The 15,718-nt window shown below is 37.7% G+C and carries 14 protein-coding genes and 8 tRNA genes; 4 read left to right on the top strand and 18 right to left on the bottom strand.

Features of this window, described 5'->3' with window-relative positions:
* Window positions 1-395 precede the first annotated feature (395 nt).
* From glmM to sigW, 5 genes are all read right to left on the bottom strand, one after another.
* Window positions 396-1,745 (bottom strand): phosphoglucosamine mutase, encoded by a 1,350-nt coding sequence (gene glmM, locus ACFQ3N_RS04830; protein ID WP_390360074.1) that lies wholly within the window; start codon window positions 1,743-1,745, stop codon window positions 396-398.
* A gap of 125 nt (window positions 1,746-1,870) precedes the next feature.
* Window positions 1,871-3,094: a CdaR family protein gene (locus tag ACFQ3N_RS04825; protein ID WP_390360073.1), complete on the bottom strand. Its 1,224-nt coding sequence runs from the start codon at window positions 3,092-3,094 to the stop codon at window positions 1,871-1,873.
* Window positions 3,087-3,908 carry a diadenylate cyclase CdaA gene (gene cdaA, locus ACFQ3N_RS04820; protein WP_390360071.1) on the bottom strand — a complete coding sequence of 274 codons (822 nt, stop codon included), beginning with the start codon at window positions 3,906-3,908 and terminating at the stop codon, window positions 3,087-3,089. Before cdaA ends, ACFQ3N_RS04825 begins: the two co-directional genes overlap by 8 nt.
* A 207-nt stretch (window positions 3,909-4,115) precedes the next feature.
* The gene (locus ACFQ3N_RS04815; RefSeq protein WP_390360069.1) at window positions 4,116-4,754 is read right to left on the bottom strand and encodes a zf-HC2 domain-containing protein; all 639 of its coding nucleotides are present in this window, start codon (window positions 4,752-4,754) and stop codon (window positions 4,116-4,118) included.
* A gap of 15 nt (window positions 4,755-4,769) precedes the next feature.
* The gene (sigW, locus tag ACFQ3N_RS04810) at window positions 4,770-5,333 is read right to left on the bottom strand and encodes an RNA polymerase sigma factor SigW (RefSeq protein WP_390360067.1); all 564 of its coding nucleotides are present in this window, start codon (window positions 5,331-5,333) and stop codon (window positions 4,770-4,772) included.
* Window positions 5,334-5,466: 133 nt separating this feature from the next.
* Here sigW and ACFQ3N_RS04805 point away from each other — a divergent pair, with 133 nt between their 5' ends.
* On the top strand, window positions 5,467-5,634 hold the full coding sequence (locus ACFQ3N_RS04805; protein WP_390360065.1) for a Spo0E family sporulation regulatory protein-aspartic acid phosphatase: 168 nt from the start codon (window positions 5,467-5,469) through the stop codon (window positions 5,632-5,634).
* Window positions 5,635-5,676: 42 nt separating this feature from the next.
* Window positions 5,677-6,336, top strand: a complete 660-nt coding sequence (locus ACFQ3N_RS04800) for a CPBP family intramembrane glutamic endopeptidase (protein WP_390360063.1) — start codon at window positions 5,677-5,679, stop codon at window positions 6,334-6,336.
* 384 nt (window positions 6,337-6,720) lie between these two features.
* Here the strand turns inward: ACFQ3N_RS04800 and rocF are convergent, their stop codons facing one another.
* From rocF to ACFQ3N_RS04745, 11 genes are all read right to left on the bottom strand, one after another.
* Window positions 6,721-7,623, bottom strand: a complete 903-nt coding sequence (rocF, locus tag ACFQ3N_RS04795) for an arginase (RefSeq protein ID WP_390360061.1) — start codon at window positions 7,621-7,623, stop codon at window positions 6,721-6,723.
* Window positions 7,624-7,812: 189 nt separating this feature from the next.
* Window positions 7,813-8,910, bottom strand: a complete 1,098-nt coding sequence (locus ACFQ3N_RS04790; protein WP_390360059.1) for a phosphomevalonate kinase — start codon at window positions 8,908-8,910, stop codon at window positions 7,813-7,815.
* A 13-nt stretch (window positions 8,911-8,923) separates the two neighbouring features.
* On the bottom strand, window positions 8,924-9,901 hold the full coding sequence (mvaD, locus tag ACFQ3N_RS04785) for a diphosphomevalonate decarboxylase (protein ID WP_390360057.1): 978 nt from the start codon (window positions 9,899-9,901) through the stop codon (window positions 8,924-8,926).
* Between the two features lie 67 nt (window positions 9,902-9,968).
* Window positions 9,969-10,931, bottom strand: coding sequence for a mevalonate kinase (mvk, locus tag ACFQ3N_RS04780; RefSeq protein WP_390360055.1), 963 nt, complete (start codon window positions 10,929-10,931; stop codon window positions 9,969-9,971).
* Window positions 10,928-12,238, bottom strand: coding sequence for a hydroxymethylglutaryl-CoA reductase, degradative (locus tag ACFQ3N_RS04775; protein WP_390360211.1), 1,311 nt, complete (start codon window positions 12,236-12,238; stop codon window positions 10,928-10,930). The genes mvk and ACFQ3N_RS04775 overlap by 4 nt, the downstream gene beginning before the upstream one ends.
* Window positions 12,239-12,456: 218 nt before the next feature.
* Window positions 12,457-12,532: transfer RNA gene (locus ACFQ3N_RS04770), tRNA-Lys, on the bottom strand.
* A 254-nt stretch (window positions 12,533-12,786) separates the two neighbouring features.
* Window positions 12,787-12,861: transfer RNA gene (locus tag ACFQ3N_RS04765), tRNA-Gln, on the bottom strand.
* Window positions 12,862-12,875: 14 nt separating this feature from the next.
* Window positions 12,876-12,959 (bottom strand) — tRNA-Tyr (locus ACFQ3N_RS04760).
* 43 nt (window positions 12,960-13,002) lie between these two features.
* Window positions 13,003-13,078, bottom strand: a tRNA-Thr gene (locus ACFQ3N_RS04755).
* A 208-nt stretch (window positions 13,079-13,286) separates the two neighbouring features.
* Window positions 13,287-13,362, bottom strand: a tRNA-Val gene (locus ACFQ3N_RS04750).
* A gap of 5 nt (window positions 13,363-13,367) precedes the next feature.
* Window positions 13,368-13,442, bottom strand: a tRNA-Glu gene (locus ACFQ3N_RS04745).
* 298 nt (window positions 13,443-13,740) lie between these two features.
* On the opposite strand from ACFQ3N_RS04745, the gene fabI reads away from it, so the two are divergent.
* Both fabI and ACFQ3N_RS04735 read left to right on the top strand, forming a co-directional pair.
* Window positions 13,741-14,517 carry an enoyl-ACP reductase FabI gene (fabI, locus tag ACFQ3N_RS04740; RefSeq protein ID WP_390360053.1) on the top strand — a complete coding sequence of 259 codons (777 nt, stop codon included), beginning with the start codon at window positions 13,741-13,743 and terminating at the stop codon, window positions 14,515-14,517.
* A gap of 115 nt (window positions 14,518-14,632) precedes the next feature.
* The gene (locus tag ACFQ3N_RS04735; RefSeq protein ID WP_390360051.1) at window positions 14,633-15,358 is read left to right on the top strand and encodes a YwaF family protein; all 726 of its coding nucleotides are present in this window, start codon (window positions 14,633-14,635) and stop codon (window positions 15,356-15,358) included.
* 87 nt (window positions 15,359-15,445) lie between these two features.
* On the opposite strand, the gene ACFQ3N_RS04730 is transcribed toward ACFQ3N_RS04735, so the two are convergent.
* Window positions 15,446-15,518 (bottom strand) — tRNA-Thr (locus ACFQ3N_RS04730).
* An 8-nt stretch (window positions 15,519-15,526) separates the two neighbouring features.
* Window positions 15,527-15,601: transfer RNA gene (locus ACFQ3N_RS04725), tRNA-Asn, on the bottom strand.
* Window positions 15,602-15,718 lie beyond the last annotated feature (117 nt).

Below are 15,718 nucleotides of genomic sequence, written 5' to 3'. Positions count from 1 at the left end.
CCGACGTTGGGCCGGGAGCCCGCTTTTAGTCGGCCTTCCTTTGCTAAGCGATTCGATGTTGACTTATCGTAAGAGGATAAGGAAGCCCACTAGCAGTACGGGCGCTGGCCGATGAAAACGCCACGTCCTTGAAAAAGAAAAGCGCTTTTTCTGCGTGCGATGCTTTTCAGGGGAGCTTTACTTATCCTGTGGCGTCATCGGCACTAGTACGTCCTTGAAAAAGAAGTTCGCTTTTTCTTCGTGCGATGTTTCACTGTGAAGCTTTCCTTGTCCTGTACGTCGGAGCTGGACGCGGCTTAAGCAGTTAATAAATTATCCACAGGCTCCTAATTTTATAATTTCCTAAGCTACAAAAAAACTGCTCTCCATAACAGAGAGCAGCCCCAAACTATTACTTATTCATCTTTCATTCCTAATAACTCATCAATTACTCGCACAACTTGGTCTGCGTATTTTTCACATTCTTCCTTTGTTGGTGCTTCAACCATAACACGAACAAGTGACTCAGTTCCTGATGGACGTACTAGTACACGTCCTTCCTCACCCATTTGCTTTTCAATTAGATCAATCTCTTCTTGAATTCTTGAATTACTAATTGCTCGTTGTTTGTCAATCACTTTAACATTTTTTAATACCTGAGGGAAAATGGTCATTTCCTCAGCTAGTTCAGATAGTGGTTTACCAGTTTCTTTTAGCACATTCACAAGTTGAATTGCCGTAAGCATACCATCACCTGTTGTGTTGTAGTCTAAGAATATAATATGTCCAGACTGTTCACCGCCTAAGTTATATCCACCCTTACGCATTTCTTCCATAACGTATCGGTCACCAACAGACGTTTTATCACTCCGCATGCCATGCTCTTCTAACGCTTTATAAAAGCCTATGTTGCTCATTACTGTTGATACGACAGTGTTATGTCGTAAAAAGCCTTTTTCATTCATATACTTTGCAATTACAAACATGATCTGATCACCATCAACGATGTTGCCCTTCTCATCAACAGCTATTAATCGATCCCCATCACCATCGAACGCTAGTCCAATGTCTGCACCTTTATCAGTTACAAAGGCTTGTAATGTTTCGGGGTGAGTTGAACCTACACCATCATTAATGTTTAAGCCATCTGGAGAGCTACCAATAGTATAAATATCTGCTTCTAAGTCTGCAAATAAGTGGGTAGCAAGACCCGATGTCGAACCATGAGCACAATCTAGGGCAATTTGTAACCCCTCAAAGTCATTATCGACGGATTCTTTCAAGAAAGAGAGATACTTTTGACCGCCTTCAAAATAATCATTTACTACCCCTATGTCTGCTCCGATGGGACGTGGTAGTTGATCTTTTTCTTCAATTAATTGTTCAATTTCAGCTTCCTGATCATCATTGAGTTTAAATCCATCCGGACCAAAGAATTTAATTCCGTTATCTTCGACAGGGTTATGTGACGCTGAAATCATTATACCAGCTTGTGAACTTGTCGCTTTAGTTAAATAAGCAACTCCCGGTGTTGAAATGATACCTAAACGCATTACCTCTGCACCTATTGATAATAATCCTGCAACTAAAGCTCCTTCTAACATATGTCCAGATATTCTTGTATCCCGACCAATCAAAACCCTTGGTTTCTTTGTTTCTTTTGTTAGTACATAACCACCGAAACGTCCTAACTTAAATGCTAACTCTGGTGTTAAACCTTTATTGGCTATTCCTCTAACACCATCAGTTCCGAAAAATTTACCCATGTTGTTCCTCTCCTTTATTCCCTATTCAAACCAATTCTTCAAAGTGAGAGCAATGTTGTATATGATTAGAAAGTATATCAATCTTACGTTCTACATCTACTACAATCCCTACCCTTTTGATACCTTTATGAAATCTGTATGGTAACTTCCTCAAATTCAGCTGTATATGTTATGTCTTCGGGACCTTCTATTGTAACTGGAACTTGATGTTCACCTTCATCCAAATCCTCTACATCAATAAATAGTCGAAAGTCATCTGCTGTCAGCCCGCTTACAATTTCCTGGTTACCAACAACCGTGACACTCATTTCAGGTTCATTTGGTTGTATAAATGAAACATCTTGTCCATCATCTAAATTCTCTACTTCTATTGGTAATTCGTTGATCGTTCTAGTTTCTTCTACTTCAATAGTAACCTCAACGGTACCTCCACCTGAAGTACGTGCACCATCTGGCAATGATAAGTTAGATTCCATTGTTTGTGATTCAGTCACGGTAGCTAGATTAATATCTTCCGTTAAAATTTCTTCGATTTGACTCAATATCTCATTGGTTGCAAAGACTTCAATCTCGTCTACATTAACAGAAATTGAGTTTAGTGAATACCCACTTGGTAAGTCTCCGGTAGTAGCTGCACTTACAGGAACTGTTTTACTAGGGTTATCTATTTCAATAGAAGCCTCTACAGTTTCAGGCTCTACTCGAACATTTAATTCATTTCCTTGGCTATCATAAACATTTACAGGAACTTCCCGATTATTTATTGATTCACTAGCATCTGACACATCTACAAACACTTTTACAAGTGCAATACGATCAATAATATTTTTCGAACTAGTAATGGTAACAGAACCTGGATTAACTTCTACTTCACCAACTTCATAACCTTCTGGAAGTTGATTTACGTTTATAAAATCAACTTTTACATCAAATTCTTCTGATGCTCTTTGTTCAACGGTTACATCAATTGTTCTTGGTTCAACATAAACATTTACATCATTTGGTATATTCTCATGTTCTACTTCAACAGTATGTTCGCCAACATCCAAACCTTCTAAATCAACGAATACATCAAAGTTCTTTTGCCTTATAATTGGTGCTAATGTACTTGTTGATCCCTCTAATGAAACATTTACATATTCAGGAACACCACTTACTATATAGTTGTCTTCATCTATTCGTATTTCTAATGGAACATCCTCAACTGATTGTAAATCATCAGTGCCACCAAAGAGACGAGGATTGGATTGAGTTTCACTTAACTCTACACTGACAACAATGTAAAGTAAAATAGCAAATGCCAATGATATTACTCGTACAAACCACTTACTTTTAAACCATTTATCCATTATTTTTCCCCCTCCAATTCCATGTCTTTGATTCAGGGGTTCTTATGTTTAAAGATAAATTTTCTCCTAAAAACTTCCGTAATGATTCTTGATTTAATTCTCTATGTAATTCTCCGTTTTTCGTACATGAAATATTACCTGTTTCTTCAGAGACTACAATGGTTAATGCATCTGTTACTTCACTAATACCCATGGCTGCACGATGCCTTGTTCCTAGTTCCTTAGAAATAAAGGGGCTTTCAGATAATGGCAAATAACAAGCTGCAGCTGCTATTTCATCCCCTTTAATGATTACGGCACCATCATGAAGTGGGGTATTAGGTGTAAATATATTGGTCAACAATTGATGCGTTAATTTACCGTTAATCGAGATTCCTGTTTCGGCATATTCCCCCACGCCTGTTTCCCGCTCAATGGTAATGAGAGCTCCAATACGTCTTTTAGCCATATAATTACACGACTGTATGATAGACTCAATCATCTGATCTAAAATTTCCTCCTCAGATTTGCTGCTTCTGGAGAAGATGTTGCCTCTTCCTAATTGCTCTAATGCTCTTCTGAGTTCTGGCTGAAATAAAATAATAATAACAATTAATCCCCAAGAGATTGCTTCATTGGTAATCCATTCAATCGTTTGTAAATTAAATATACTACTTAACAGCCTAACAATAAATACAACAGCAATTCCTTTTAATAATTGAATAGCTTTTGTACCTCTGATCAGCATGATTAATTTATATAAGATATACCAGACGAGAGCAATATCTATTCCAATTCGCAATAGGTTTAATACATCAAATCCCCCGACTAGCATGTTCACACTTCCCTCTACACATATGTTATCTTCCTATCTTTTTTAATAACGGTATTATTTATTATATCATATTTTCATCTTTAGCATGTGTCTAAATATAACGTTTAACTGTACCCTAAACTCGACTATTTTATGCAGGGAATTCTATTCTTTTCGATAAACAAAATTAGGGACTTTAGCATGTCCCTAATTTTTGTAAATGTATTATTAATCCTTAAACGAAAATACACCTTCAACTAACATTTTCAAATGATACCACACCCACTCGAAGATTTGATTGACATGTTTCAGTTCACCATTTACTTCACCAGTAGACGCCATGAGCCCTTCCCCTTCTAACTTACCAGGAAGGAGTTTTCCATTAATCAGCGTAACATTGCCTTCAACGGTTCCTTCTATTTTGAGATTGCCGTTTTTGACTACGAGATCACCTTCAACGGTTACATCCTTTGGAACTGTAACTGTATCACCCTGAATAATTAAATTCTCTTGTTTAGATACGACTAACTCATCGTCTTGCTGCCATGCTGAGAACATTCCACTAAACATAAAAACAAAGAAAATTGCAGCGGCAGTGATAACAGGATGCATCTTAAACCATCGTATATATTTGACACTCTTTTTTTCAGTCGGTAGATTCTTCATAACGTTTGTAGTGAATCCACTTGGTGCACTTATATTTTCAGCACTTTGCACAAGCGTAACCGTTCGTTTTAATTCATGGAAGTGCTGCTGACATTCAGCACATTCCTCCAAGTGAACACGTAAAGAGGTTTCTTCATGTTGGGTTAAGTCGCCATCTAAATACTTATGCATGAGCTCTACTACTTGTTTTTGACAATTCATATCAGTCACACTCCTTTACACGTGACGAAGTTTTTTCCGTAGTGCTTCCCGTCCCCGGTGTATGCGAGTCTTTACTGTCCCTAATGGGATATCTAGAATCTCGCTTATTTCTTTGAGGGAAAACTCTTCTAAGTAACGTAGCATAATGATACTACGATATTTCGGTGGGAGCTCGGTAATTTCTTTATGAATATAGCTTTGTAATTCCAGACTTTCAACTTCTTCTTCCGGTAATCGTCCATCAGTTGGTAACTGGGAGTACATATCCAATCCTTCTGCCCCTTTTATCTCTGCATCGAGATAAAAATCTGGTTTTCGCTTTCGTATTCGATCAATAGTTAAATTTGTAGCAATTCGATATAACCATGTCGAGAATTTCCTGCGATCATCAAATGAGTGAATATTTACATACGCCCGAATAAAAGCCTCCTGTGCTATATCCTCCGCCTCGTGCATATTACCAAGCATTCGAAAACAATGTTGGTAAATTTTATTCTGAAAAAACGAGACCACATCTTCATATGCAGCTTGATCTCCTTTTTTAACCTGTATTATTTTTTCTTTAATCATTTGATCCATATAGAGTACCTCCGCTAACTGTGCGGTATTTATGTTACGAATATGTATTATAAAAGGTTTCAAAAAAATCGTTTATCCATACAATTAATTGGGTAATTTTATAGTATATTATACTAGATCGGGGGATAGATTTGTGGATAATTCTATATTATTGCAAAAGATCGAACAATGTCGCAATGAAATGATTACCTTAAGTAATGCCGAGGAATTTACTTCAGATGCTGTTATCAAGTCTAGCAAGAGATTAGATACGCTACTTAATGAATATCAACGTAAGGTTAATAACCGTCCCCAGAATTAAAAAGAATATGATACGATTGAAGAAACATGTTGAGGTGCGGTCATGAAAACAAGTTATTTGGTTTACGCATTAAGTTTAGTATCTATACTTTTGCTATTTATCGTTGAACAAATCCTAGTTGTTGATTACATATATAAAACATCAACAAAGGTAGTTGTTTTCTTCTTTGTTATTTTTATTTTCCACTACCTAACAAAGCGGAACCCAGGTTATTTTAGTACGTTAAAAATGGATTTGAAACGACTGAAAATAAGTTTAGGTATTGGCATCGGTTCATTCGTTATACTTCTTGGAACATACTTTATGCTAAAAGACTTTATTGATTTTGCCACTATTCGTGACAACCTAGCACAAAAAAATGTCACGAAGGAAACTTTTATATTTATTGCACTTTATATCGTAATAGGAAACTCCTTCTTGGAAGAACTCTTCTTCAGGGGATTTGTCTTCAAAAATTTATTACAGGATAATAGAATAGCAGCATTTATATACTCCTCATTCCTGTTTTCCATCTATCACACCGCTATTTTTTTAACATGGTTTAACGTCAGTTTGTTCTTATTAGCATTATTCGGTTTATTTGCTATTGGTATGATATTTAATTGGCTTAATGAAAATTCCAGCAATATATTTAACTCCTGGATCGTGCATGTTATAGCAGATATTGCAATTATAATAATAGCCCTCTTATCGGTTTTTTAATGAAAAGCATACGTGCCCATTTAGCAATGTAAGGACTACGCCCGCGCAAAGCGGTAGCTTTAGTCGTTCTTCCTCAAATACCATGAGATAAAGGAAACATGCCCCTTCATAGGGATATGGCGACCTTGGACCAAGAGACCGGTTTTAGTCGACCTTCCTTCTAAGCGAATCGATTTTGACTTGTTGTATGGATGTGAGGGAAGTCACTCTAGTTGCTGCGCGCTGGAGTTGGATGTAGCATATGCAGTTACTAAATTATCTATATATCTCCAATTTTATATTTTTTTAAAGAAGGTTGTTGTTTTTATCACAATAGCAACAAAACTTACGAAATGAGCCTTAAAGAAAGAAGACATCCGAGATTGGATGCCTATTCAGGTACTGTTATTTTAACTTCTCACCAAATAATGACCCAACTAATCCTACAGCTAAGGTAGCCGTCTTATTTTTGTCATCTAAGATTGGATTGACTTCCACAAATTCAGCTGACGTAATTATCTTAGACTCAGCTAGCATTTCCATCGCCAAATGACTTTCACGGTAAGATAGACCACCTAAAACAGGTGTTCCAACCCCTGGGGCTTCTTCTGGATCTAGTCCGTCTAAATCCAAACTGAGATGTACTCCATCTGTATTCTCTTGTAGGTAATCAATCGTTTCTGTCATTACATTTGTCATTCCCATACGATCAATTTCATGCATGGTAAAAACTTTAATTCCCTTTTCCCGAATTAACTCTCTTTCCTCTGGGTCAAGTGAACGCGCACCAACAATAACAATGTTTTCGGGTTTAATTTTAGGTTGGTAGTCTAAAATATTGGTTAATTTTTCGTGCCCAATACCTAAACTAACTGCAAGTGGCATCCCATGAATATTACCGGATGGTGATGTTTCTGCACAATTCAAATCTCCATGTGCGTCGTACCAGATAACCCCTAAATTTTTATAGTGTTTTGCAATTCCAGCTAAACTTCCAATTGCAATACTATGGTCTCCACCTAAAATTAGTGGGAACCGATTTTTAGCAATTTCTTGTTCAGCCATTTCAGCAAGTTTTTGATTTGCCTCAGCAACTTGATGTAGGTTTCGTAAATTATCTTCTTGCCTTGATTCTTTATTGTCTGGGCGTGAAATTGGTATATCTCCTAAATCATTAACGTTGTACTTTAATCGCTGTAGTGTTTCAATAACACCCGCATACCTAAGTGCGCTTGGACCCATATCAACTCCACGACGGTTTTGACCTAAATCCATTGGTACTCCAATTACGGACATATTGGTTTTCATATGTATTACCTCCTCTATCTTATTCTTATTTTATCCAAAAAACCATCTGTGACTCAACCCGACACAAATATGTATATATATGCAAACATTAGAAAGGCTTAGTTACACTTAAGTAGGGAAGTTTTATACTTTTGTATTTGCAAAAAAACAGACGTTATTTTTAGAACGTCTGTTTACCTTGGATTTATTCTAGTTGTGAACACAGGCACCATCTCGGGCCAGTCTAATATCTAGTGGCTTTATACCTGCATTTTCCCACAAACTTTTTAATTTCTGTGCTCTTTCACTGGTAGATACAAATGCGATGCCACAATCGCCTCCGCCTGCACCTGAGGGTTTTCCTGCACCATCAATTTGTTCTGCCAGGTCACATAAATCGCCTAATAGAGGAGTTTCAATTGCTGCTTTCGCTTGCTTTCCTACAGTAGATAATGCTTGTCTATTTTGCCTTACACCATCCAGGATAAAAGATGAATCTTCATCCTTTATCCCCTTCAAAAAAGTGCTGACAGCTTGTTGGCTATTATGAAGAAATTCTTGATAAGATTTATTGTTATCTACTTTAAGCTTTTTTATCTCACCAATTAAAGATGAAGTTGAAGCGGGTTTTCCGGTCCATCCTATACACATTTGAATAGTATCAGGAAATGTAATTGGTTCAATAGAAAAATAAGTCCATTCGCTATTTACTAATTCTAGTATAGAAACAGTTTTCTCATGCTGTTCTTTTAACCACTCAGCCTGAAAAGAAGAATAGCGAAGTAAGCCTCCATAAGAAGAAGCAGCAACATCAGCACCAGAACCGCTACCTTGTGTTTTCACATGAGCAATGGATGCAAGCTTAAAGATCAACTCTTTGGTTGGACTATCTGGTAAAAACTCTTCCAAAATAACACTGACGGCCGATGTTACAACGGCAGCACTAGACCCTAATCCATATTTTAAGCCTGAAGCATCGTCAAGTTCGCTTTTAATAGACAAATCAAATGGATTACAAGTGATTCCCTTTTCCTGCAGATATGTAAGGCAAATCGTCATTGCATCCTCTACAAAGCGTAAACGGTTATCAGTTGAAGTTATATTAACTTGATCTTCAAATTCCCACTTCAGATCATATAACTTGAAATTATGTAATGTAAGTCGGTTCTCGTTATTTCGCTTCAACGTTGCATATACGTAACGGTCTACTGCCATTACTACTAAATCGTGGTGAGGCTCGAGTACGGCAAACTCACCAGCAATCATTAACTTTCCCGGTACTTTAATAGTCAATGGTGGATTAGGCAAGATTTTTCAACCCCTATATATAGGTTACTCCTTGACCTGAACGGCTTAGTATCACATCAGTTACTCCAGGTACGTCACGGAGCGTATTTTGAACCGTTTCTTCGTTCTCTGGTAAATAGAGAACTTTAACATTTGGTCCAGCATCAATCGTAAAGTAGGCAGGAACACCAGATGCTCTTAAGTCTCGAACCATGTGCATAACAGCCAATGTTGTATCATGCCAATATGTAAATGGTGGCTCTGCACCTAACGTTGTAGCATGCATTTTCAAACAATTAGATTCTGCAATACGTCCTACCTTTTCAAAATCACGATCGGTTATTCCTTGCTTTATCTGATCAAGATCATTTGGAATTGTTTCCACCCAACTCGTATAAAACGGTGATGTATCGACAGTCCGCTTCATTCCATCGCGACTGGAAACCTTTTTCATTTTTGAGGATAGAACGACAGCAGCAACACGAACGTCCCAGTGGTTTGCTGGTGCAACTTGAACTGCATGAGAATCAGAACCATCGTCCTGTTTCCCTTGCTCCCATTCTACAAAGCCACCGTATATTGAGCGACATGCTGAGCCTGAACCTTGCCTTGTTAAACGAGATAGTTCCTGATTGCTTACACTCAAATCTAACGCTTTTGTTGCTGCAGCTGCCAAGGCAGCAAAACCAGAGGCAGAGGAAGCAAAGCCAGCAGCTGTAGGGACTTTATTTATGGAATTCACTTCTGCATATAAGTTTGGTTTAGAGCTAAAATCCCTGATCAGATCAAGAAACCTCGTTACCCGGTAATATTCGTCACCAGCAACAACATGATCATTCAGTAAAAAATGATCCTCTAGTAAATGTTCGCGAAATTCAACAGAAGTTGTCGTATAAAATCCATCCAGTGTTAAGGAAAGGCTATTATTCATTGGTAATATCAATGATTCGTTACGCTTTCCCCAATACTTAATTAGAGCAATATTTGTATGGGCTTTTGCTGTGGCTTTCATTGTGTATATCCCCTTTTTGCATGTAGCCATAAAACTCTACTACAACGTCACGCTGGTTACTGCTTATTTAATCCTGTTTTCTTAATACGAAAGGCCAAACAGCGTGAGCACCAATTTTTTTAAGTTTCTCAGTAAGGTGTCTAGAATGCACTTCATCCCGAGCTAAAGCAATGATGCAGCCACCATTACCCCCACCAGTTAGTTTAGCACCTAATGCTCCTTCTTGGCGGGCAAAATAAATAAGTCTGTTTAGGCCAGCATCGCTTACCCCAAGTGCTTCTAACTCTTTTTGGGCCTCGTTCAACATATTACCTAAAAGATGTTTGCTTGCTCTTTCTAATGCACCTCTTGCCTGATGTGTTATTTCACCAATTCGATCTAATCTAGCCTGTATTCTCTTAGGAGCAGATTTTAGTAAATGGGCTACAGATTCTATAGCTAACCGCGTATCTCCCATTCTCCCTGAATCAGCAACTACAAAGTGGAAATCACTCTTAGGACGAATGAAATGCATAGGAAGTTCCTTCTCATACCATATTGGAGACTCAGAAGTGATCGTCAATGTATCGATACCACTAGGGGCTCCATGGGCATACGTTTCTGCAACGTTTGCTAGGTTTAACAGTTCATCTTCTGTGTAACTTTGGTTTGAGTATGCAAACAACGATCTAATTACAGCAATAGCAACAGACGCACTAGATCCAAGGCCTTTACCTGGTGGTATGGATGATGTAATACGAATCAACATGTCCTTAATAGGTAAATTCAGATGTTCTAATGTTGCCTTAACGCAATTTACCAGCCCATCTAAAGATTCTGGAGCCAAGTCAATAGGACCATGATAAAACGTACTATCCAGCTTGATTGCACCAGGAACAAATTCGATTTCTGATTCTACTCCTACCAGCGGAAAAGGGATTGCAATAGCAGGCTGTCCGTGTACAACCGCATGTTCCCCAATCAAAATCAATTTACTATGAGCTATACCTATAGCTGTTTGTTCTGAAGTTGTTGCTTTTTCTGCACTCATTTTTTATATTCGTCCACCAATTCTTTAGCTTTTCCGACACGGATTTCTTTTTCGGTTATTAATCGTTCAGCAATGATATCAATCATCTCCCCTTTGGCCCCTGCTGCTATTGCAACAGAGCGAGAATGTAAAGCCATATGACCTTTTTGGATACCATCTGTTACTAATGCTTTCAGCGCTCCAAGGTTCTGGGCTAAACCGACTGCTACGATGACTTGAGCTAGGTCTTGTGCTGAATCCACATTTAAAATCTTGTGTGCAATCTTTGATATAGGATGAACACGAATCGACCCACCAACAGTTCCTACAGACATAGGTAACTCTAGCTCACCTACAAGATTTCCTTCTTTATCCACTGACCAGGTTGTCATGGAACTATACATACCATGACGCGAAGCATAGGCATGGGCACCAGCCTCTACTGCTCGCCAATCATTTCCTGTAGCAATAACAATTGGGTCAATTCCATTCATTATACCTTTATTATGCGTTACAGCACGATACGGGTCTGAAGCAGCGAACTCATATGCATGAACAACTCCATCACGGACTTGTTCTCCTGTGAATTCCTCACTTTCTAATAAAGAGGGAGGAATAACACAACGTGCTCTTGCTAAACATTTATCAGCATAATTAGAAAGAATCCGTAAATAAACCTTTCCTTTTGTCAATTCCTCTACTGTTGGCGCTAATGCTTCAACCATCGTATTAATAATGTTAGCACCCATCGCATCACATGTATTTATATATAAATGCAGAACTAGCATTTGTGAGTATTTTGAATCAGATTCTTGATTTAGTATTCGTACCTCAAGATCTTCTGCTCCTCCACCTCTAGCAACCATACTAGGAAAAGAAGCATTTGCATCATTAATCAACAATTCTTTAGCTTCTAATAATGCATTTTTTGCTGCATCCATATCAGGGACACCGACTACTTGTATTTGGCCAATCATGACTCGATCTGTAGATTCCGTCGAAAATCCACCCGCATTTCTTACTATTTTAGCAATATAACTTGCAGATGCAACAACTGATGGCTCTTCAATTGCCATGGGTACTACATATTCTTTCCCATTAATTAAAAAATTCAACCCTAAACCTAGAGGAAGTGGAAATGTACCTATGACATTTTCAATCATCTTGTCTGCTGTTTCCATTTTTAATGGTTCTTTTGAAAACAAATATTCTGTTTCCTCATCAGAGAAATCGGTCATATTAGTCAATAATTCTCTGCGCTCTTCAACACTCATATTATAAAAGCCAGGAATTCTAGAAGTTTCCATACCACTCATCCTTTTATATATATAGTTATATATGTCAAAATAGTAAGCTATTATATTTAATTAAAGCGAATTTTTATCAATTGTTGTTATTCATATAGAATAAAAAAATTACTGTATCTATTATGTTAAAAAAATGCATAAAATGCAAATAAACAAGGTTGTTTACAATCATAACGACCTTGTTTATTGAAAATTAATTATGTATGATGTATTTCACCTAAATTTTAATTCATATAAGATGGTGAGCCATGGAGGATTCGAACCTCCGACCCTCTGATTAAAAGTCAGATGCTCTGCCAGCTGAGCTAATGGCTCGTTTTGTACTATTAAATTATTCTTTTGCCTGCGTTTCATCCTAATGACCCCTACATCTAACAGTTTATTCATGGATGTTTTGTGCTTCGGGGTTACTCGTAGCTAATTCGGCAGATGTGTTGCTCGTTGCTCTGCCAGCTGAGCTAATGGCTCGTTTTGTACTATAATTTATTCAATTGCCTGCTTTTTATCTTAATGACCTTTGCATTTACTTGCATCATCATGAGTTGCAAAATGGCTTGAAAAATAAAAAATGGCTGGGCTACCAGGATTCGAACCTGGGGTACACGGGATCAAAACCCGATGCCTTACCGCTTGGCTATAGCCCAACAAAATTATGAAATGGTGGAGGGGGGCAGATTCGAACTGCCGAACCCGAGGGAGCGGATTTACAGTCCGCCGCGTTTAGCCACTTCGCTACCCCTCCGAATGTATTCTTAACCATTTATCATTTTTTATACTTAAAAAAATGGTGCCGGCCAGAGGACTTGAACCCCCAACCTACTGATTACAAGTCAGTTGCTCTACCAGTTGAGCTAGGCCGGCTAATTATAACTAAAGTTTTCTTGATTGATCAACATGCTTAGGCTACCTCTGCTTCTTCTAGGTCATTCAAAGATGTTACGTGCATCGAGGTTACTCGTAGCTAATTCGGTAGAAGTTTTGCTCGTCTCTACCAGTTGAACTAGGCCGGCTAATTATATTAAAGTTCCTTTTGATTGATCCATGTGTGTTGGATTTCAAGTAAAAGGAATGGTGGAGGATGCAGGGCTCGAACCTGCGACATCTTGCTTGTAAGGCAAGTGCTCTCCCAGCTGAGCTAATCCTCCATAAGTGGTGACCCGTACGGGATTCGAACCCGTGTTACCGCCGTGAAAGGGCGGTGTCTTAACCACTTGACCAACGGGCCTTACAATGGTTTACATGAAATACATTTTTTGATATTATACGCCTTAAAAAAAGCATCATGTCGTAAACCGACGAATTTTATTATATACAGATATAGTCTATTTGTAAAGGGGTAATCTAATATTTTATATTTTTTTTACGATGATTGTAGACTTGAAAGCTATAGTTAAATTTTTCTGGGATTTTGCTCTATAAATATTCTCCAACTTATTTCATTTTTAAACAAATAAATAACATAGTTTTTCTATCACACGGAGTTAGGTTATAATGTAAAAAGTAATATTAATGGAGGTGCTCATGTGTCAGGATTATTGCAAGGTAAAAATATCGTAGTGATGGGTGTAGCAAATGAAAGAAGTATTGCTTGGGGAATAACCAAGTCATTACATAATGCAGGTGCAAATCTTATTTTCACAAATAGACAAGAACGTTCCTATCAAAAATTGACTAAGCTGCTTGAAAAACATCAAATCGAAGCGAAATTAGTCGTTACATGTGATGTTTCAAACGATGAAAGCATCCATGAAGCTTTTAGTGAAATTAAAGAAAAAATTGGCGTTATTCATGGATTAATTCACTCCGTTGCATTTGCAAATCGAGATGAATTAAAAGGTGAATATGCTGACACTTCTCGTGAAGGTTTCTTATTAGCTCAAGAGATTAGTGCATTTTCACTTGTAGCTGTTACAAAAGCAGCTAAAGAAGTTATGACAGAAGGTGGTAGTATTGTAACACAGACGTATCTAGGCGCAGAACGTGTAATTGAAAACTATAACGTCATGGGAGTTGCAAAAGCATCATTAGAAGCTAGTGTAAGGTATTTAGCTGAAGATGTAGGGAAATATGGTATTCGTGTTAATGCGATCTCTGCAGGGCCAATTCGTACCTTGTCTGCTAAAGGTGTATCTGGCTTTAATGAAAAAACTGGTGTGATCGAGGAAAAAGCTCCTTTACGTAGAAATGTCGATCAGGACCAAGTTGGAGACGCAACCTTATTCTTTATTAGTGAGCTTGCCAGAGGGATAACTGGAGAGGTTTTACATGTCGATTCAGGTTACCATATTATTGGTGGATAAATCATCACTGAATGAAGCTTAACATCTAATAGACACTACTCTGGATGAATACGGGTACGTGTCTATTTTTTGAAATATAATACCCTGAAGACATTTTGCAGCAGGGAGGGTTATTATGGGAGAATGGTTCACAACATTATACGGAGACAGTTTTGCGCCGTTTGGTACAAGTCATTTAATAGTGCTATTTATTTATCTTGCAGGTATCATATTACTTTTAATCACCTATAAAAAAATAATATCCAGCAATTATTTATATAATACCCTTCGCTGGTTTTTCTTTAGTCTTTTAATTCTTTCTGAGTTAGGCTATCAAGCATGGTCTATACATAACGGCATATGGAGCTTACGTGAATATATCCCACTTCACCTTTGCGGAATTGCCAGTATAATCGCAGCAGCTGCATTAGCAACACATAACAAAAAATTAATTTATATCACCTTTTTCATAGGGCTAATTCCTTCACTTTTAGCTTTAATAACTCCAGAACTTCCATATGGTTACCCACACTTTCGGTTTTGGAAATTATTTATTCATCATATAGCTATTTCATGGGTGAGTATTTTTCTAGTTGCTACAAATCCTATAAAGATAACTTTCAAAGCAATGGTGGAAACTTACGGTTATTTACTTATCTATGCTGCTATTATAGGCTTTTTAATTAATCCATGGTTAAACTCCAACTATCTATACCTTTCAACCACACCAACAACTAGTACACCTCTCGATTTATTAGGTAGTGGTTTTTGGTATTACGTTAACCTTTGTTTATTGGGACTGATTGTCTTAATAGGACAATTTGGGTTGTATAAACTCTTTAAAAAAGTTTCAACTAGATAATAAACACTAAACTCTTTTTCTACTATGGATACTTTTATATAAAAAGGTACCCAAACTTTTTTCAAGTTTGGGTACCTTTAACTTTAGAGCTTCCAAGCGGATTCGAACCGCTGACCCCTTCCTTACCATGGAAGTGCTCTACCTGCTGAGCTATGGAAGCAATTAAAATGGCTCCACAGGTAGGATTCGAACCTACGACCGATCGGTTAACAGCCGATAGCTCTACCACTGAGCTACTGTGGAACAATAAAAAGTGTGATTAATCACTAAATAAAAAAGTATAAAAAAAAGCAGCCTGGCGGCGTCCTACTCTTGCAGGGGCAAAGCCCCAACTACCATCAGCGCTGGAGAGCTTAACTT

The sequence above is a fragment of the Virgibacillus byunsanensis genome (genome assembly GCF_042675965.1).
In the GTDB taxonomy this organism is placed as follows: domain Bacteria; phylum Bacillota; class Bacilli; order Bacillales; family Amphibacillaceae; genus Virgibacillus_R; species Virgibacillus_R byunsanensis.
This window is presented reverse-complemented; position numbering and strand designations above follow the sequence as displayed.